Below are 19,344 nucleotides of genomic sequence, written 5' to 3' on the forward strand. Positions count from 1 at the left end.
GGAGCGAAGTCTAACAACTGCAATTCGGCCGCTGTCAGGACCGTACCAACTTGTGGATCGCGATTGAGACATCCCGAAAGAATGGAGCTGGCAATGCTGCGACTGTTGGTTAAGGCGAACTCCACCCTTACCGGACAGACACTGACCCAAGCGCAGCGGAAATATCAGGCTGTGCCGCTATTTCGCAGCATTGGATCTCAAACAGGCCAAGGAATGGCCGCAGGCGTCGCATGGCACGTTCTGTCTTCGGACGATAGCGGCGACAATCCTTGGGACGCCTGCCATCAGTTACTCTCGGATGAGTTCCGTCTGGCTGGCGGCATAGAATTCGCGGAACCGGATTTGCAGCAGCGTTGGTTAGCCGGGGACGAAAAGGCCATGGGCCTCGCGCTAGCTAGAGGCTGCAGTAACGCGGCCAAGCAGGACACGTCCTACCCGACTAATGCCGACAGCTTTTGGTTGCGGAAGCGGGCGTTTTCGCAGTTCGATGAGGCCATCGCGAAAGCGGGCCCGGCAGCTGCCGGCCGGGTACGTGTCGCGCACCTCGATACAGGCTACGACCCTGGTCATCATTCTCTCCCCGCACATATGAACCTTGCCCTCCAACACAACTTCGTCGACTCAGACCTGTCCGATGATGCTACCGAACGTGGCACAAGCGGGGGCCTCGCCAATCCAGGCCACGGCACCGGCACACTTGGCTTGCTCGCGGGCAAGGGATTCGGTGCGTTCTTTGTCCTCGGCGGCGCACCGGAGGTTGAGGTAGTGCCGATCCGCGTCGCCAACAGTGTGCTGCTATTCTACAATAGCGCCATCGCACAAGCGTTGGATTACGTCCACGGCCTTTCGGTCAATCCAGCCACTTTCGTCCACGTCGTCACTATGAGCATGGGCGGGCTCGCCTCCCAGGCTTGGGCCGAGGCGGTCAATGCCCTGTATGAGCAAGGCGTATTCATCGTCACCGCCGCCGGCAACAACTACGCCAACTTGCCTACGCGCAACATTGTCTATCCGGCCCGCTTTGGCCGCGTCGTCGCCGCCTGCGGGGTGATGGCGGACCACCGGGCCTACGCCGACCTGGCGCTAAATCTGATGGCTGGCAATTACGGACCGCCATCCAAGATGAGAACGGCCCTCGCCGCCTGCACGCCAAATACCACCTGGGCCCGACGTGGCTGTCCGGAAATCATAGATTTCGATGGGAACGGCACCTCTTCGGCCACGCCGCAAATTGCTGCGGCCGCTGCCCTTTGGATACAGTTGAATGCAGCCAAGCTGGCGGCCTATGGCCAAGACTGGATGCGCGCAGAAGCGGTACGGCAGGCCTTGTTTCGTTCCGCTGCCGGCAGCCCGGATGCCGCTAGGCTGGGACGCGGCGAACTCAAGGCCTTTGCGGCATTGGGAATCGCACCGCCGAGGCCTGCCGACCTGGTCAAGGCGCCGTCCGACAGTGCCAATTTCCCGTTCTTGGACGTTCTCACCGGCGGCGATTTCGGCGCCGTGCCCCCACAGGGCCGCCGGATGCTGGAACTCGAGGCTCTTCAACTCTCGCAGTCCGCCGCTGTCGAGGTCCTACTCCCTGATCCCGCCGTGGATCCGCGTTCGCTGACGCCGAGGGACAAGTTGAACATTGCCGACGCGTTGATGGCGCAGCCGGGTGTCTCCAGGGCACTTTGCACGGCACTGAAGAATGGCGGCAGGACGTCAGTGCCGGTATCCCTCGTTGCTCCAGTCACGTCCCCAACGCCGGCCGGCGATGCGATCGCGAGGAAACGGCTCGATACGGCGATGGCGCCCGTGGTCCGGCCGCCAAATCGCCGTCGGTTGCAAGTCTTTGCCGTCGATCCGTCGCTCGCCACCGATATGGGCACCGCAGCGATCAATCGCGCAGTAATCGATGTACGATGGGAGAGAGACCTGCTGCCGGGGCCGGTGGGCGAATATATCGAAGTGGTCGATGTCGATCCGGCGAGCCGCTGCGCGTATGCGCCGGTTGACCTCAACCACCCTTACCTTTTGATGCAGGACGGGCTGACGCCCTCCGAGGGCGATCCACAATTTCACCAGCAGATGACGTACGCAGTCGCCATGCGGACCATCGAGCGTTTCGAGCGGGCGCTGGGTCGATCTGCCCTATGGGCGCCGCAACCGGGCGAAATAAGGGGCATGAAGGACAGCTACATCCAGCGACTACGGATTTATCCGCATGCCATCCGCGCCGCGAACGCATTCTATAGTCCAGATCGTAAGGCGCTGCTGCTTGGCTATTTTACCGCCGCCGGCGACAGCGCCGGCCTTGGCTTGCCACACGGGGTCTACTTCGCAGCACTGTCGCATGATGTTATCGCACACGAAACCACTCACGCCCTGCTCGATGGTCTGCACCGGCGGTTTCGCGAGCCGACCAATCCGGATGTCCTGGCCTTTCATGAGGCGTTCGCCGACATCGTCGCGCTGTTCCAGCATTTCAACTTGCCGGAGGCCCTGAAGCATCAAATTCGAAAGACCGCTGGCGACCTGTCGCAGGAAAGTCTGCTGAGTCAGCTCGCTGTAGAGTTCGGCCAGGCCATGAATGGCAATTATGGGGCGCTGCGCGATGCAATTGGCAGAACTGATAAGCACGGCAAATGGAATCCCGCCAAGGTCATGCGCAGCGACTATGATCCAAGCAAGGAGCCGCACGCGCTCGGTTCGGTGCTGGTTTCGGCAGTTTTTGCCGCTTTTCTCTCCATCTATCAGGGACGCACAGCCGACCTAGTTCGCCTCGCTACTAGTGGCACCGGTATCCTGCCGCCTGGCGAAATTCCGGTCGATCTTGCCGACCGGATGGCCGACGAGGCTAGCAAGGTTGCCGGGCAGGTTTTAGCTATGTGTATCCGGGCGCTCGATTATTGCCCGCCGGTAGACATCACCTTCGGCGATTACCTAAGGGCGCTCATAACCGCCGACCGCGACCTGGTACCCGACGACCCGCGCGGATACCGCACGGCCTTCGCAGCTGCTTTCCGCGACCGGGGGATTCTGCCACCTGGCGTTCGCCATTTATCCCCCGCCAACTTGGTATGGGACCCTCCAGTGCTGGGCCTTGACAATCTTGCGAGCGTGCTCGGCAAGATGGAACTCACCTGGAACTTGGACGGTGACCGCGAGAAAGCCTACGAAGCGTCGCAACATAACGCAGCGATCTTTCACGCTTGGCTTGTTTCCCGCGAGCACGTCTCGGATGAACAACTGACGGCGCTCGGTTTCGTTCGAGAGACCAGTCCCAAAACCATTCCGCTTGCTGACGGCATCTCAATTGACGGCACCATCGGGGGCATCGAGGTGCATTCGGTACGACCGGCACGCCGTGTCGGACCAGACGGACAGAGCCAGACCGATCTTGTCGTCGAGATCACTCAGACCTGGCGCCCAGCCATTCGCGATGGCACCAGCTATCGCGGAGGCTGCACGCTCCTTATCGACCTCAAGTCCACCACGGTCCGCTACGTTGTTACCAAGAAACTCATGGGCGCCGGCCGGATCGCAACCCAACGCGACTATCGCAGCCGCATGAACGAGAACCTGCGGGCTTGCTATTTCGGTGGGCCACCGGCGGGCAGGGAGCCGTTCGCCTTCCTTCACGGCATGAGCTAGGGGCGCGACATGGCACGGAAATCGACCACAGAGCTCAGTGCCGCCCCGCCCAAGGGGGCCGATGCGGCCGGATCGCCGACGGCTGCGCGGGGCAAAATTCGCATGTATCGGCAGGGTCTCGGAGACTGCTTCCTCGTGACGCTGGCGAGGCAGCATGGCGACCCCTACCGGATTCTCATTGATTGCGGGGTGATACTCGGCACCAAAAAGGCTGGCGAGATCATGACGCAAGTGATGGACAATGTGCTTGAGGAGACCGATTCCCACATTGATCTGCTAGTGGCGACACACCAGCACTGGGACCATCTGTCCGGCTTTATCCAGGCAGAAGACTCTTTTGCCAAACTGAACGTCGATAAGGTCTGGGTGGCATGGACAGAAGATCCCAATGACCGCCTCGCCAACGAGCTCCGGGATGAGCGCAAGAGGGCCATCAGCGCCCTCAGACTGGCCGGATCGGCCATGACCATGGCAGGAGACGCCGACCAAGCGGCCGAGATCGATGCGTTGGTGGGCTTTTTTGGGCCTGCGGGAGGCCATTCGACCGAGGATGCCCTGAAAATAGCTATGGCGAAGGCCGATGTGCGCTATTGCCGCCCAGCTGACGATCCAGTTCATCTTTCCGATCCTGACGTTCGGTTCTACATCCTTGGCCCACCCACCGATGCCAAGCAGATCCGTCGCACCCTGCCGTCGACCAGAAACCCCGAGACCTATGGCGTTTCTGCGCATCTGCCGGCCGCTGACGTGGCGAGCGCCCTCTCCGCCGAGGACCGCAATTCGCCTTTCGACGGCCTGCGCCCCATCCCGTTTGCCAGTGCCAGGGGCATGGACTTCTTTCGTCGGCGCTATTGGGGGCGGGGCGAGGACGCACCGGCGTGGCGCATGGTCGACACAGCCTGGCTAGACGGCGCTTCGGAACTGGCGCTGGCGCTCGACAGCGCCACGAACAACACAAGCTTGGTGCTGGCCATCGAGTTCGTTGCCGATCGGGAAGTGCTTCTGTTCGTCGCGGACGCCCAAGTGGGCAATTGGCTGTCGTGGCAGGACCTCTCATGGAACGTGGACGGGAAACGGGTTACAGGCCCGGATCTGCTGGCGCGCACAATCTTTTATAAGGTCGGCCATCACGGCAGCCACAACGCCACTCTGCGCGACAAAGGCCTCGACCTAATGAAGAACCTGCTTGTAGCGGCAGTTCCGGTCAACCATCAGATGGCCCTGGACAAAAATTGGGGCAACATGCCGCTCCCGGCCTTGTTAGAGGCGCTCAAAGCCATGGCAAAAGTCGGTGTGGTGCGTATCGACGAAACGCCGGCGCGGCCAATTCCAGGCATCGCCAGCACTGGCCTCTACTTTGATATCTCGATTTAGCGGTCGGCATGACCGTTATCGGCGAAGGACGGAATTGCCTCACTGGGAATTTGATTTGCCGATGCTGCGACGGGCGAACGGCTTATGCCGGATCGCTGGCGGAACTAGCCAGGCAGAGGCAGTCGCCGAGGTGCGGGCAACGAGATATTACCCGGTTTGTTCAAGGCAAGGGGTGGTCGAATGTCTATTAACTTTCAGTCCTTACGTGGCATCAAACACAAGCTTTTGGGCAGCGCTCCAGAGGAGAAGAACGAAATTCTCGCCCACGAATGGCTATCGCTTCAGACGATCTGGAAGGCCACGCGATCCAACGTGGCAGATCCCGCAGCACAGGTCGCAATAGACGAACTTTTTCCCGACCCTCTGGTTTGGAAGTCGGGTGCGGAGGAATGGTACAAGCTGAACGCCGCCGAACAGACGATTGGTTTGGTGCTTGCTGAGCCGCAACTAACGACGGAATTCTTGATTCTGATTCAGTTGGCGAGATCGCGTAAGTTAGCAACTCTGGCTCAACACGAGAATAATGCAAGGATATTCGATGGGTCAGATGAAAACGATACTGCATTGCAACGTAAGCGAGCAGCTTATATCGCGCTTCTTGACGATCTCCAGAGATGGTTTATCAACCATCGATTTAACAGAAGGCTTCGAGGCGAGACGGCATCGCGCCTTTTCTTTTTCGGGCTGTGCGTAATGGCTATATCGGTATTGCCATTGCTTCTCTATTTCCTAATCTTCTCGTTGCAATCCGACGGTAACCCCATGGCGCTAGGCGATATCGCGAAAGGACACAGGCTATTCTCCTCTAGCCCGATTTTCGGTCTTGGCATGGTTTCCGCGTTTGGAATCCTCGGTGCATACTTTAGTAGAGTTATGAGGTTCCAGATGAATATCCAGACATTTGGGTTTGAGGACGTCATGACTGAATATCAGCCACGGATGCTATACGTGCGTCTCCTGTACGGCATGATTGGCGCATTCATCTTCTATTTTCTCCTACGAAGTGGCATTATCGGCGGTGCCGCCTTTCCAGATTTGGGAAACATCTCCGTTGGAGAGCATGTTGTATGGCAAGCATCTGAGAGTGGAGTTTCTCCTTCTTCCACACATAGCAAAATAATGGATCCAAGCGGACTAACAATTCTAGGCCCAACTGCCGATCTCGCGAAACTTCTTGTCTGGTCATTCCTTGCCGGGTTCTCAGAACGGCTTGTGCCGGACACCCTCGACAGAACAGAGGCGCGCGCGAAGGCCGCAGATCACGAGTAGATTGCTGCTGCCAAAAAGATAGATCCTTGTATCAGCATATCAGTTGCTTTTCTTCGTCTGCTGTGACTCCTGAAAACTGGACCGTTCGAAAGTGGAGTTTTCTGCGGTAATGTCCCTTGGCTGGGAGGAGCGGAAAACGATGAAGGCATCGAAGTTTTCGGACGCGCAGAAGGCGTTTATTCTGAAGCAGGGAGCGGACGGGATTCCTGTTGCCGAGATCTGTCGGCGGGCGGGAATCAGCTAGGCGACGTACATTAACTGGAAAAAGAAATACGACGGACTGCTGCCGACGGAGATGAAGCGGCTGAAGCAGTTGAGGACGAGAACGGCAAGCTGAGGAAGCTGGTCGCCGACCTGTCATTGGACAAGGAGATGCTGCAGGACGCGATCCTCCGAAACTGTGAGGTCTGGCCGCAAACGCTGGTGGCGGAGACATGCGGTGAGTGGGACGTGTCGATCCTGCGAGCCATCCAAGCTATTCGCTCCCCACGGCAGCCACGACAATTTGAACAATTTCATCAATGGACGCAGTTCAATTCTCTTTGATGCTGACAAAACGGTGCACGTCATAATAGTATATTCGGCGCTTCTAAATTAGGTTACACTTCCATCGTGGCATAGAGGCGGGAGTCTCTGGCATGCTCGATTCAGACGTGTTCGACTTTATCGAACGCTGCAGGAAACACACGGCAACGGGGCCGCTGCTGGCCGATTTGCTTGAGACCGTGCGAAAGCTCGGCTTCGAACATCTCATCCTGAGCGGCGTCCCCCTTGGCGGGCAGAAACTTGCGCCGATGGTGGAACTGAATGGCTGGCCGGCCGGCTGGTTCGAACGCTATATCGAAGCCGAGCATGCGTCTGTCGACGGCGTCTGCATTTATTCAGCAAAAACGCTGAAGCCATTTCTTTGGGCCGAAGTCCCGGCAAAGTGGTCAGATACGGAGGGCTCACGTCGCGTTGCCGGCGAGGCGACGGAGTTTGGCATCTCGAGCGGCTTCGCCGTGCCGATGCTCAGCGTTCATCACTGGCAATCCGTGCTCTCGTTTGCGTCTTCCGCGAAGTCCTGCACCCTGTCGCCGCGCCATCAGGTGCAACTGGTGACCATGGCGGTATACGCGGGCATGTCGATCCAGGCTTTGTCGAACGACGATGAAGGCGACGAAGGTCTTCTGACCGATCGGGAAAGGGAGGTGCTTTTGTGGGCCGCAGCCGGCAAGACTTCTTCGGAAACATCCCAGATACTTGGCCTCGCCGAGCGCACCGTCAAATGGCACGCCACAAGGGCTCGGGAAGCGTTTGGCGTCGGCACCACAACGCAAGCTGTCGTTGAGGCGGTGCGGCGACGTTTGATCCATCCCTGAGCGCGTCAACTGTCCGATCGGACAGGTGACGTATATTAGCGCGACTGCGACTATCCCTCCGAGAACGATCGGGGGATCGCGCCATGATAGAAGCCCATATCGTCAATGCGCTGAACAAGCATCTCTATGCTACGTCTTTCGTCCCCCGTCGAATCGCTGTTTCGCCGCCTGCTCAGACGCAGCGAGAATCTTTCTCAATCCTGCCCTCGGAACCAAGGGGCTGGTTGCCGGCATTCTCACGACGCGGCAGCAGGAACGGACAGGCGAGAGTCATCGCCCACTATGTCAAAGATGCGAAGGACAGTTCTCGTATCGACAATAAAATAACGGGATGCTAATATACCTTAGGCCGCCAAGCGTATTTCCGCCGGCGTTCGTGAGCGGAAATACGTTTTGGCAAGGGGGCTGAAATGACAAATCCGGACCACGACCAGTCTACTGATCTCGCTCTTGACGCAATTGAACGAGGACCTTTGCCAGCAGGACCGCCTTGGCGCCTCGTTGTAGGAGCAGTTTTCGGTGGTCTTGTTCTCCTAGGCTTCTTCTACATTGCTGTTAGGGCTGCAGATGGAGGGCCGCAGATTGTCTGTAACGCATTCTACCCACTCACTGCGTTCTTCGCCTTGGGTACAGCTATGGCGGGCGCATTCATAGGCGGAGAAATTGGGGCGAAAGGCACGCTCCCAATTGGGCAATTTGGCTACGCCGCAGTTGGCGGTATAGCCGGCTTAGTTACAGTGTTCCTAATTTCCTTTTTTACCTATGATTCCTTCTGTCGCGGTGGGGCACAGGTGGGTCTTCAACTTGAGATTCAGGATATTCCTAAAAGCTTGGTAGCGACAGAGCTTCCAGCGGATTTTTGGGTGCAGAAACGGCGAAATGATATCCTAGTCATCAGGTTTGATGAAACTCCGCTCGGCCGGCGGGACTCTACTCTATTGCTGCGCTTCGAGAAATCGAGGGAATGTCGGATAGATGTTGTAGAATACCAGCACAATGAAATTGCTTCAAAAGAAGAGGAGCTCAAGGAAACCTCATTTCTCGAGAAATGGAAAGCAAGCCCAAAGATAATCGTCAAATTTAACCCTGAGTACGTCGGAGATGCCGAAGCAGCCCGCTACGCCGTATCAAATTGCCTAAGATCTTCAACCCATCCGGGCTCGCCTAGCCAATCGGTCGAGAACAAAATCGAATCCGACGGCGTCATGTTGAGCCTTACGAGGCTGAAGCAATTGGCGCCTCTCGTTGAGCCTCTCGTTGGTCAACCGTCGGAGTTTCCCATTCCTCCTCCTCTAGAGACGGAGAAACTGGGAAGCCTTTCTTCCCCAGGAACTGAATCATTCGCTCTGGTTCACGGATTTTGGATTGGATCCGCATATGCAGCCGAAGAGGACTATCAATCTCTGCTGAATGATTTGATCGGGAGCGACGAAAGGAACGCCGCTGAAGCAAAAAAGGGATTGAGCGAGGACGGAACGCATTACAGCACGGAGTTGAGGAAAAGTCTAAGGGACACACATCTCACGGATCGAGCCCGCGCGGCGGTCCTGGACATTTTAGTGGAGCTAATTAATAGCGAGCAGCGCGAGTTGACACCAGGATACAGGATCAGAGATCTTAGCCAATTGATTAGACTATTTGATGACTCCGATTATCGGTTGCTGATTTCTTTTTTGAATTCCCCCGACCCTACGCTGCGCTATCAAGCAAGGCGCCTCACCCAGAGATTTCCTGTTGATCGATTTGCTCTCGGATTTCAACAAATTGAAGGGGGCCAATTATTCTCACAATCATGCGACGCGGAAAGCGTCGAGAGGCTCAAGTACTTTAGGTATGGCGCTCTCCAGTTTTATTACAACCGTGTGGCGGATAAATTTTACGCAAAAAAGACGTCGAGGGCGGATGATCTTGAGATTGACACCGCATACGCCGATGGTGTGGCTGCGACTCGATGCCTGCCCGCCAGCTTAAGAGTGGATGTTGCGTTGTTAGACTATGCGCGGGCGCTTATTGCTATAAATGGGGACTTCAACAGGGCGAAAGGTGTCGGTCCAGTAGGCCCTACAGCTCTAGCCGCCGCGAGGGGCTTTATGAAACGGCTTTCGTCGAGTGAGGCGAACTATGTTTATCCCGCTCATATTTTATATATGTCCCTGTTCCGGCCTGGGATTAGTTGGCAAAGCCTCACCAAGGAAGCCGCGCAGGTGCAGGGCGCCACAGTGGGAAGTGCTGCCGGGCTAATGAGTGGCGAAGCATTTCGACAGACGGCTGGTTTGACGAGTACCGGTTCCCTGGAGCTATTTTTTTCCCCCGGGGACCATGCCGCCTTCGGCAAAGCAGATGTCAGATATATTCAGGGAATACTTGCTGAGACAGGCGAATATTCCTTTGTAAAGTTCAAAGACGAATATACTGAATGGCGATACGGATGGGTTCAGTTCTCGACAGCCGCGACTCCGGATTTAGCTAGCTGGGCCGAGAGCCCACCTGATGTTGCCTTTTGCTTTCAGCGGGACCACCAAGTCGGGGAAGGAAGGTTTTTGGTTCGCTGTTTTAAGAATCTTAATCTTTGCTTGCAGCAGCAGCAGCGCGAACAGGGACAGCGGACCGGCTGCCGGCTTTCTGCTGGGCTTGGCAGTTCTCCTTCATGGAAATCAGCGGGGCGAGGGGGTATCTTGGATTCATGGTTCCTGTACTCTGCCAGCGCGCTTACACGACCTTTTCCGGAGTTTTCGAAAACGGCGGGACTAGACCGTTTATCGTCACGCTGTCGGTTTCCGGCGAAATGTACCTAGTCGTAGTCGGAGTTTTGCCCACCAGCGGTCATTTACAGGCGAAATCCGGCAGCTTCGCCATCTTCCCCTAATGTATTCAAAACTCACGGTTACGACGTCGACTGGATAACCAAAGCACGCAACCGTCCCCCCGGTCGGTCAGCTTGCCTTCGACCGAGCTCGCCGGCCACGGAGGCGATCATCGAGACTTCGAGCAATTCCCTGGGCGCCAGCGACGGCAGGATCGACGGCAGCCGCTCGGCGAGCATCGACTTTCCTGACCCCGGCGCCCGACCAGAGGATAATGTGCTCGATTAAAGTTTTTAATGCCTTACTACATCAGCATGAATCGCCCGCCGGTTGGATGTTGCCCTCTTTGGGCCATGGAGGAGTCCGAGAACCGGATCTCACTGCGTGACAGCCCTGTCGCTTGCAAACGGATCTTGAATGTCAGAAATTCCAAAGCCCTGTCCGGAAGCCGGACAAGGCTCCAAAGTTGCCATACCAAAAATCCATCATGCCTCGGCACAAAGCTGTTGACAGCGGATCTTGCCGTAGCTAGATTCTATTTTGCCCGACCAAAGGCGAATCCAAACTAGCCACAAGGTACAACATGCAAATCTTACTAGACCTAGCCGACTTCGCCAAGCTGAGCGTCTCAGCGCGCGCCGAAATTTTAGCCCGTTTGAATCTCAACGGGCTAGATTCGCTGATCGTCGACAATCCAGCCGCGGCTGTCTCAGACTATGAAGGCATCGACATGACCGATGTTGTAGAACTAGACGAACAACAAATCCGCTTTTGGATGGAGGCGGCCCAAGAGAAGACCAAGCTGGGCCTGCGTGTGATCGCAGAGCACGGTCCTGTGCTCGACGCTTCGCTCCTAAACGACGCGGGCATCGACAACATCTCCCATTTTCAGTCAAGGACAACGATCCGGACTCGGACGGTGACCAAGAACAAGCGGGCGTTCATGCTCGGCTGGAACGATGACTGGCATTGGGACGGCAATCGCGCCGTCGGCCGCTATGCGGTCCGCGAGATGACGCACCGTTCCCTGCGGAAGTATTTCGGGCTCGACTGAGAGAAACCTGATCTCGACTTAGATATCAAAGCGAGGATATCTTCCGGATGGGTCTCCTCTTCGCGACATCCGGGGTCTTCTCCACGAGCGTGAGCAGGTTCATCATGTCGTCGGTCATCGGTGGTCCTTCCGAAATGGGGTTGGCGTCAACAACCAAACCCTACCGGAAAGCGCCGATGACCACCGACACGCCGCTCACTCGCTACAGCGCTACTAACGGCGCGCTCGCGAGCAGCTTCGTAACCGCCGAGCTACACCACCTTATGGGACACGACCGTAGTGACTTTCCTCGCCGAGCTCATCACATCCGGGCATTGTGGGCGCCGGTGCTTTTATCCCCGCGCCTCGGTTCGCCCGAGAACCTTGTTATCGGAGTCCCAAGCGCGACGGAAGGTGACTTTCATCTCGCAGAGCCAAATGCATGGCGGCCGCTGCACTGTCTGTTCGGAGACGGTTCGGAGACGGCACTGCCTGCGGCCCGTGTTGCGCTCGATAGGCTGAAAGCGGACTTGTCAGAACGAGGACAAATCGCGCTGGGTGAACCTCGGGATACCTTTTCGGGGATCAGTGAGGGAAGGCGAAGGTAGTAGCGTGAAGCAGTGACTTGGCTCGCGTCGCTTTCATCGCTCTGTGATATTGCTCTGGCGGAGAAAGTCGAAAAGGCTGGTGACGCGGTGGCGGCACGGACCGAGACCAGGTCAAGCGCGGATCGCTTGCGTTGAGCGCTGTGGCGAGCCAGCCGCCCTCATAGTCAAGCTCCTTCAAAAGAGCGTCGAGCGTCGTTGCCTTGGCTTCAAGCGCTTCAGCGTTGACGATCAGCTCATTTTCAGGCTCCTTGTCGGCAGATGAATTGAAGAGAACGCTGGCAGCCTGCTCGGCCATGGCCGGTGAAAGCAGGAAACCATGCCGGCAAAGGCCGTTAATCGTGATCGTGCCGTCCTTCCAGCGCTTCACCCGCGGCAGATTGTGGGGATAGGCAGGGCGCACACCCACTCCCGTCTCGACGATTTCGGCCTCACCGAACGCCGGATGAGCGCAGTCGATCACCTGATCAAAGCCGGAAAGGCCGACCTCGCCCGTCTCGAAAAGGAAGACGACGCCCCAGTCGGCTGCAACGTTGCCGAAAGTGACGACCGCCTCCTCGGCGCTTTCGCGTTCGCACCAAGGGGCGAGCATGCCGTCGGCGAGCCAGGAGGCATTGCCGCCGATCTGGCTGCGAATTTCAGCAACCGTGACGGATGCACCCCGCGCGGCCAATTCATGGGCGACGGTGAGGCCTGCCATACCGGCGCCTTTGACAAGAATGCGGCGCATGGCTCAGCGCGCCCCCTGATCTTCCTGCACTGAGGCCTGTTTTTCTACCGCGGGCGTTTCCACCGGCGGCATATAAAGATCGCCGCCTGCGCGGCATTTCGCCGCCATCGCCGCCATGCCTTCCTTCTGCGCCGTGGCCCGAATGTCGTGGGAGATGCGCATGGAGCAGAATTTCGGTCCGCACATCGAGCAGAAATGCGCCGGCTTGTGCGCCTCCTTGGGCAAGGTCTGATCGTGGAAGGACCGCGCTGTTTCGGGATCGAGCGACAGGTTGAACTGGTCCTCCCAGCGGAACTCGAATCTGGCCCGCGACAGCGCTTCGTCGCGGATCTTTGCCGCCGGGTGACCCTTCGCCAGGTCGGCGGCATGGGCGGCTATCTTGTAGGTGATCACGCCGATTTTGACATCGTTGCGATCGGGAAGGCCGAGATGCTCCTTCGGCGTGACGTAGCAGAGCATGGCGGTGCCGAACCAACCGATCATCGCCGCGCCGACATGCGGCTGACTTGGGCGGGGGTGTAGAACTGGCCTTTGCTCTTTCCGCTCTCAGTCGCGAAATGGCGCATCAGATATTCGTAGGCATCGCCGAGAATGTCGTCGCCATCGGCGCTCGTTGCTGCCGAACTGGTAACGTCCGGTCATCAGCACATCCGGGGCCATGTCGCCGGGGCATCGCTGCCCCCATATTCTTCCGCGGCCTTGCGGAATAGCCGGCATAACATCCTTTGGAATATCGCTTCTTTTCATCATCCCCCTCAATCACGTACATTCACTGCAACAGATTCAAGTCGAGCAGCGACCGGGCATACTTTTCAATAAAGCGCCGGGCATGCTTCATCCCGTCTCTGAGTTCCGCTTCGCTAATTTCGTGAGCGCGATGGATGATCCCGTCACGCCGCCCGACCAACGCACTCAGATTGTCGCGGTGGGACAGCCGTTGCGGCGCGTGCAGCACCCCGATCCGTTGCAACGCAGCCTGCAGAGCGCCGAGCGCTTCCCGGGGGCCGAGCGTCTCAGTGCCGTTTTCGCGGAAGGCTGACAGCGCCAAATCTTCCCGCCGCTCAAACAGCCCATAAAGGAACATTTCCACAGCATGCACGGTCGCTATTGCAGCAAGCCGCCGATTATTGGCGCCGCCTTCCAGCTGCAGCTCTTCTGCCTTGCGGAAGAAGTCGCGCGCCATCAGGAGAAAGCCATCGACCTGCGGCAGCATCTCGTTTTGGCGCGCAAGATATTCAAGCACCAAGGCCGCGACAAAATCCTCTGCCCACGGCTCTGCCTGCCAGCCTCCCAGCACGGTCTGACCGGAGACCAGCCAGGCATCTCCAGCCGCCAGCACGTGGGGCACGTGATCGACAAAATCAGACCGGCGAATAGCCTCCATCGCGAGTGTCGTGGCGATGACCTCGGGATCGTCGTCGCCCGCGTCGCGCGGAAGCGCGCCCGTGTCAGGAATAACTTGTGTGATCAGCCATGACACGGCTTTCCGAATTGCGTCGTGGTAGCGGTCATCGCCAAGCCGCTGAAGGGCGACTGTCGCAAGGGCCGTGGCGCGCAGGCCGGGCCGGGGAACCCCTTCTCTAGTTTCATTCCAGTAGCCCCCACCCTCCTGGCGGCGCACGAGGCGATCAGTCAGGACCGCAATTTCCCGGCGCAGATCGCCGATAAGTTTCGGGCTTCGCGAACAGCGCCAGAGTGCGTAGCCGATATCTTCAACCGGGGCGGCGGCTTCTCCCTCGCCAGTGCCGAGCGCGATCATATGCGTTGCGCATTCGGCCAGCGCGCCGTCAAGGCGCCCCGCTTCCGTCGCGCTGCCGTAAAGGTCCAGGAACCACGCCAGCGAATAAGACCAGTCGGCAGGCAAGTCCTGCCCATTGTGATCCCTTGCGACGACGGCCACGACGGCGTTGCGGCCTTCGGGCGTGCGGGGCTCTATCCCAAGGATCGGGTATAATTCGGGTGTCGGCTGCTGAAGGATACGCGCCGGCACGAGCGACAGTGCTTTCTCCAGCGAGGGAGGAAAATCCTCCAGTTCTTCGGCCAGTTCGGCAGCTTCTCTCCTTCGTCCCTCGCGGCGCGCTTCTACATATTCTGCCGCAACCACGGCAACGGTGCGCTGCGCCCGTTCAGCGGTGCCGGTGGCAATCAGCTCGGCCGGAATGTCACCATCCTTGATCGCCCAGTGCGTACGGTGCTGTTCGAACTGTTGAATGCCCAGCCGGTCCGCAATTCTCAACACGGCTGACCGGTCGAGAAAGGCATGTTCCGGATCGGGCTCGAAGGTGAAGGCCAGTTCGTGTCCGCGCCGAACGATATTGCGTATGCGGCCGTGCCGGACCACGCGCGCGTGCGGGCCTCCCGCCCCGACTTCGTACATCAACAGCGCCGGCATTTCCTCCAGCCGGCGCAATGTTTCAGGGCGCGCGAGGTCGATAGCCTCGGCCTCGGCGCCGCTATATTCCTTGAACCGGTCAATGGTTGACGTGAACGGCGGCGTTTCCCACCACTCGCCGTGGCCCGAGACAAGCAAGTTAAACATGGCACACCACCGACCTCACGCCGCCTTCTCCATAGACCACTTCACCCGTTCGGCGAGAAAGGCGGCGAATGTTTTCACATTCATATTGCCGCTCGCCTCCTCCAGCCCTGCGAGGTAGGCCTTCCGGTCATCGACTCTGACGACTGTCCAGGGGTAACCGCCTGAAGCCAGCATCGCGTTCATGAGGAACCGCGCCATCCGTCCGTTGCCGTCCGGATAGGGGTGCACATAGCCCACAAGCCAATGCCCCAGCACGGCACGCACGGAGGCCTCCTTCTCCGCCTCCAGCAGGTCGAACAGCTCATTCATACCATCGGCCACCGCTTCGGTACGCGGCGGCACGTGCTGCGAGCCGCGCAGGTACACAGGGTGATTGCGATATCCCGCAAGCGCGCTGGCTTTGAGGATGCCGGCGGTCACTGACGGCGCGAACAGCTCCCGGTACCACTCCCGGTGAGTGTCCCGCGTCAACGCGCCGGCTGGCTTGCCGTTGATGATCGCGGCAACAGAGTCTTTGACCTTCTGGAATGCGAGGTAGTAGCCACGCGCGGCAAGCGCATCCCGGTTCTTGCGGTCCTCTTCATCAATCTCCGGATTCCAGCTCCCCTCGCGCACCCGGTCGATGAGTTCCGGGGTGACGCTGTACCCTTCTATCGACAGCGAATGGTAGGCGTCGCTTTCGTAGATATCCTCGACGAACTTCATATAGGCGTCTTTGTCGGACGGCAGTCCGGGTGCCTTCGGGAATATCTCGATGATGGCTTCGCGCTGCGATTGCCAGATCGCGCGCAGGCGGGCGACCAACGGCGGTACGCCCGCCGCAATGGTTGTCAGTCCAATTTGTCCCGCGAACGGATCGGATTCGCGCACGTCATAGCCGGCGGCTTTGAAGGCGGCCACGATTTCATCGGCAAAGGAGTCGCGTCCTACGCGACGGAAGGCCCCCGCAAGCCGTCCCGCCACGGCGGAATGGCCGCCATCAAGCAGCAGGGCCAGAACGGTTGATACGTCGCGCACCGACGCCATGGCGATCTGCATCTCGACAGGGGCGCGCTGGAAGAACGCTTCCGGCACCCGGGTAAGGGCGGCCTCGACAGTGAACACGCGCTGGCCGTTTTTCTCTGTCAGTTCGGCCGGCATCTCCTTGACCTTGAGGTCATAGAGCGAAGTGCCGAACAGCAGGTCGATTTTGTTATTCGTGCCTTTGGGGGTGTTCACCACCACCTGAGGCGGAATAGTGGGCGCTTCCGCGTGCAGAAGCAGCGACTGCTCCGGTGACAGGAACCAGTCCTTGCCGAACCGGTCATTGCAGTAAAGGGAGCAGAACTCCCAGAAGCTCGCGTACCAGGGGGTGGTGTCTTGCTGCTGTGCCTGCGGGCCGGTCGACATGAGCCAGCCTTTGATAAGATCGCGCAGGAACCCGTTCTGCAGCAGCCGCTCCCGGTGGACGCGGGTCAGCTCATCTGATTTGAATATGCGCCGCCCACCCTCCTGCAGCTCTTTGAGGACGGCCAGTGATACAGCGAGTTTTTCATGGGGCTTGGCCATGGCTGTGCCTTTGCAAGTTTTTAGGAGCTGTGCGATTACAAGTGTATAGTGCTGATAGGCGACAAGTCAATGATGCTGTGGAGTTGCAAGTTTTTTTAGTCGTGCGATAACAAGTTTTTTATGCGATAATCGGCAAATGCGATCGTTTCCATAGCCGCGCGAAGGATCGTTACCCGGATGGGCCGAGACCCAGCTCCCCCGCAGGCTACGCAGGGGCTCGGGGCGAGCCTAGAGCCTGGCCCTCCGAAGCGCTTCGAAGGAGGACGCGCCTCTTTGAAAAACTCGCCCGTTGTGCATCGTGGGTACCCGTAAACGCGAATTCTCAAAGGAAAGACGCTCCTTACCTCTCCCTCCCGCCACGATCATCACGGCCGCGCCCGCGCTCACTACGCCGCGACGCCCGCGAGATCGCTGCACGCATCTGATCGGCCACCAGACCGGGTTGCAGATGAAGGATGTCCGTGACGCTGTCGTGTGTTGCACCGTCACCGCAGTGACGGCAAGGCAGCTGCGCACGCCCATGGAGGAGAGCGTCTCGATATCGCGCGCGATTCCGGCACCCCCACTGGAGTCCGATCCGCCGACGACAAGTACATGCGATGCCTGCCTCAGCGCCCTTTCATCCGTTAGAATGAGCGTTCGAAACGCAGGATTCCGCCGACACTGCTCTTCTTGTTGGCGTTGGTCCAATTCATGTTGGAAGCGCCGTCCACCTTGCCGACGGCGAAGTTACCGTATCGGCCATAGTCGAGTTCCGCCGTAACTGTGAAATCTGGAAGAAACGCATAGGCGACGTTTGCAGCGACACCATGGTTCTTGAGCTGATCACCGGAGAGCTGAAGGTTGAACGAAGTTGTCTCGTTGAGCTTGTAAGTGGCGCCAGCCCAGAAAGCCCAGTTCCCGCCCCAACTCTTATAGAAGCCGCGACCATGAGCGTCGATGGCGTTCGTGGAGTCGTCGTTGAGCTTGCCGTTGGAACCGTAGCCGAGCATTCCGAACAGCAACAGTTCGTTGGTGACATTGATGTCGACACGGACCTTGGCGGCCACCGATTCGTAGTTGCTATCATAAGCGGCAACGCCGGTGATCGCGCCCCAGCCATGTGTGTATTTCAAGCCGCCGACTACGTGCGGTGCGTAGCTGTCGATTGTGCCGACCACGCCCGAGCCTTCTTCGAGCGAAACCACGGCCGAAAAGCCGTTCCCGGCGTCGAAGTAGTACTGAACCACATTGGTATCGAAAGGGCCGTACGGAACCGGCGTCTGGTTGAGTACGTCACCTGCGCCGCCAATAAACATGTCGAAGGCCGACCAGTCCTTACCAACTCGGAGGCCACCAAGCTGAATCCAGGCGAAAGTCAAGGTGCTGTCTCCGTTGAAGGCATAGGGCCGAGAACTGTCCGAAACCGAAGCGCCGCGGTTGCCGAAGTTCATGCGGGTTTCGGTGTAGGTCTTCAACGTGCCGAGTTCGGTCTCCTGGCCGGTCCAAGTTTTCAATGTGAAGCGCGTGTTGTTTTGCCATGTGCCCTGATCCTCACCAGTCCTCACATCCGAGGTTCTTGCGTGATCAACCAATCCGACATGGCCCAAGCCGACGTCGTAACGGACATAGCCGCCGATGCGCACGCAGGTCTCAGTGCCTGAAATGTAGACGTAGCCCGAGCCGTAGACGTCGCAGACTTTAACGTACTCAGTCGGGTCAGGCTCGGCAACGGCGGTCACGGCGCGAGCGTCGGAAACGGCAATCAGTGCCGCAGTTGAGCCGAGGAGGAGGCTCCTAATGTTCATTGTTGATCTCCGTTCAAAGAGTAAAAGGAATGGACGTCAGTGATGAACTCTTGCTAAGGAAACAGTCGATAACGATGCGCATCGAGTTGAATTTGAGCAGTTTTGATGCGCTCGTCACGCCAGATATTCATCAGAAATTGAGAATATTATTGGGTGTTATTGTTACAAACATGCGATTGTTATTACAAAAATAATAATCGCCGAAACGACTCCATCCAACATTTCTGTACAAATCATCCCCGTCATCTCCGCTAGTTGTGGGCGGGCCGTCACAAAGGCTTCTACTGCAAATGACGTGCCATCCTGACGACGCAGCTGCGGCTTGAAGCTCAAGTGTGCCGGCGGACCTTGGTTCGCTCTTCCTTCCTTTTTGCCTTGCGGATCAACCCAAGCACGAACGGCAAACGTTTCGGCTACGGTTCGTCTGTTCGCTTCGCGACAGTTTCGTTCAATGGCGACAGCTTTGTTTGCTGTGAGCCCCGACGTTGAGACATCATGCGGCGGCACCGCTCGGTACGACGCCGTCATTTTGGCGAGCGCGATGATCGGTAATCACGCGCTGACGCGCAGCCTTGCCTCCACCACGGAGTCAGTAGGCGCGCCGGCCTTGGCATTGCGGCCGACCTGACGGTCGCGTCGAGCAGCCTCTCGTCCTGAT

General features: G+C 58.3%; 11 protein-coding genes and 5 pseudogenes. 7 read left to right on the top strand and 9 right to left on the bottom strand.

Annotated features, from left to right (window positions below):
- Positions 1–81: 81 nt before the first annotated feature.
- From NKI95_RS23405 to NKI95_RS23430, 6 genes and pseudogenes are all read left to right on the top strand, one after another.
- Positions 82–3,636, top strand: coding sequence for a S8 family serine peptidase (locus tag NKI95_RS23405; RefSeq protein WP_352719562.1), 3,555 nt, complete (start codon positions 82–84; stop codon positions 3,634–3,636).
- Between the two features lie 9 nt (positions 3,637–3,645).
- Positions 3,646–5,010, top strand: a complete 1,365-nt coding sequence (locus NKI95_RS23410) for a hypothetical protein (RefSeq protein WP_352719563.1) — start codon at positions 3,646–3,648, stop codon at positions 5,008–5,010.
- A 180-nt stretch (positions 5,011–5,190) separates the two neighbouring features.
- Positions 5,191–6,279: a hypothetical protein gene (locus tag NKI95_RS23415; protein ID WP_352693109.1), complete on the top strand. Its 1,089-nt coding sequence runs from the start codon at positions 5,191–5,193 to the stop codon at positions 6,277–6,279.
- A 139-nt stretch (positions 6,280–6,418) separates the two neighbouring features.
- Positions 6,419–6,786 (top strand): annotated as a pseudogene (locus tag NKI95_RS23420) (transposase); the annotation flags it as partial.
- Between the two features lie 131 nt (positions 6,787–6,917).
- Positions 6,918–7,640 carry a LuxR family transcriptional regulator gene (locus tag NKI95_RS23425; RefSeq protein ID WP_352549318.1) on the top strand — a complete coding sequence of 241 codons (723 nt, stop codon included), beginning with the start codon at positions 6,918–6,920 and terminating at the stop codon, positions 7,638–7,640.
- 635 nt (positions 7,641–8,275) lie between these two features.
- A complete protein-coding gene (locus NKI95_RS23430; RefSeq protein ID WP_352693105.1) occupies positions 8,276–10,435 on the top strand; it encodes a hypothetical protein in 2,160 nt (719 codons plus the stop codon).
- 134 nt (positions 10,436–10,569) lie between these two features.
- Here NKI95_RS23430 and NKI95_RS23435 read toward each other — a convergent pair.
- Positions 10,570–10,701, bottom strand: a pseudogene (locus tag NKI95_RS23435) (ATP-binding protein); the annotation flags it as partial.
- 326 nt (positions 10,702–11,027) lie between these two features.
- Between NKI95_RS23435 and NKI95_RS23440 the strand changes: the two are divergent.
- Positions 11,028–11,498, top strand: coding sequence for a hypothetical protein (locus NKI95_RS23440; RefSeq protein ID WP_352719565.1), 471 nt, complete (start codon positions 11,028–11,030; stop codon positions 11,496–11,498).
- Positions 11,499–12,317: 819 nt separating this feature from the next.
- Here NKI95_RS23440 and NKI95_RS23445 read toward each other — a convergent pair.
- The 8 genes and pseudogenes from NKI95_RS23445 to NKI95_RS23480 form a co-directional block, all read right to left on the bottom strand.
- Positions 12,318–12,812 (bottom strand): annotated as a pseudogene (locus tag NKI95_RS23445) (FAD-dependent oxidoreductase); the annotation flags it as partial.
- Between the two features lie 3 nt (positions 12,813–12,815).
- Positions 12,816–13,307 (bottom strand): annotated as a pseudogene (locus NKI95_RS23450) (phosphomethylpyrimidine synthase ThiC); the annotation flags it as partial.
- The gene (locus NKI95_RS23455; RefSeq protein ID WP_352549373.1) at positions 13,292–13,378 is read right to left on the bottom strand and encodes an N-6 DNA methylase; all 87 of its coding nucleotides are present in this window, start codon (positions 13,376–13,378) and stop codon (positions 13,292–13,294) included. The gene NKI95_RS23455 and the pseudogene NKI95_RS23450, both read right to left, overlap by 16 nt.
- A gap of 203 nt (positions 13,379–13,581) precedes the next feature.
- Positions 13,582–15,351: a prenyltransferase/squalene oxidase repeat-containing protein gene (locus NKI95_RS23460; protein WP_352693101.1), complete on the bottom strand. Its 1,770-nt coding sequence runs from the start codon at positions 15,349–15,351 to the stop codon at positions 13,582–13,584.
- A 15-nt stretch (positions 15,352–15,366) separates the two neighbouring features.
- A complete protein-coding gene (locus tag NKI95_RS23465; protein ID WP_352693099.1) occupies positions 15,367–16,899 on the bottom strand; it encodes a Fic family protein in 1,533 nt (510 codons plus the stop codon).
- A gap of 403 nt (positions 16,900–17,302) precedes the next feature.
- A pseudogene (locus NKI95_RS34490) lies at positions 17,303–17,511 on the bottom strand (bifunctional hydroxymethylpyrimidine kinase/phosphomethylpyrimidine kinase); the annotation flags it as partial.
- Between the two features lie 14 nt (positions 17,512–17,525).
- Positions 17,526–18,686 carry a porin gene (locus NKI95_RS23475; protein WP_352693095.1) on the bottom strand — a complete coding sequence of 387 codons (1,161 nt, stop codon included), beginning with the start codon at positions 18,684–18,686 and terminating at the stop codon, positions 17,526–17,528.
- Between the two features lie 162 nt (positions 18,687–18,848).
- The gene (locus NKI95_RS23480; protein ID WP_352693093.1) at positions 18,849–19,214 is read right to left on the bottom strand and encodes a hypothetical protein; all 366 of its coding nucleotides are present in this window, start codon (positions 19,212–19,214) and stop codon (positions 18,849–18,851) included.
- Between the last annotated feature and the right edge of the window lie 130 nt (positions 19,215–19,344).

This window comes from Mesorhizobium sp. M0306, assembly GCF_040321655.1.
Taxonomy (GTDB): Bacteria; Pseudomonadota; Alphaproteobacteria; order Rhizobiales; family Rhizobiaceae; genus Mesorhizobium.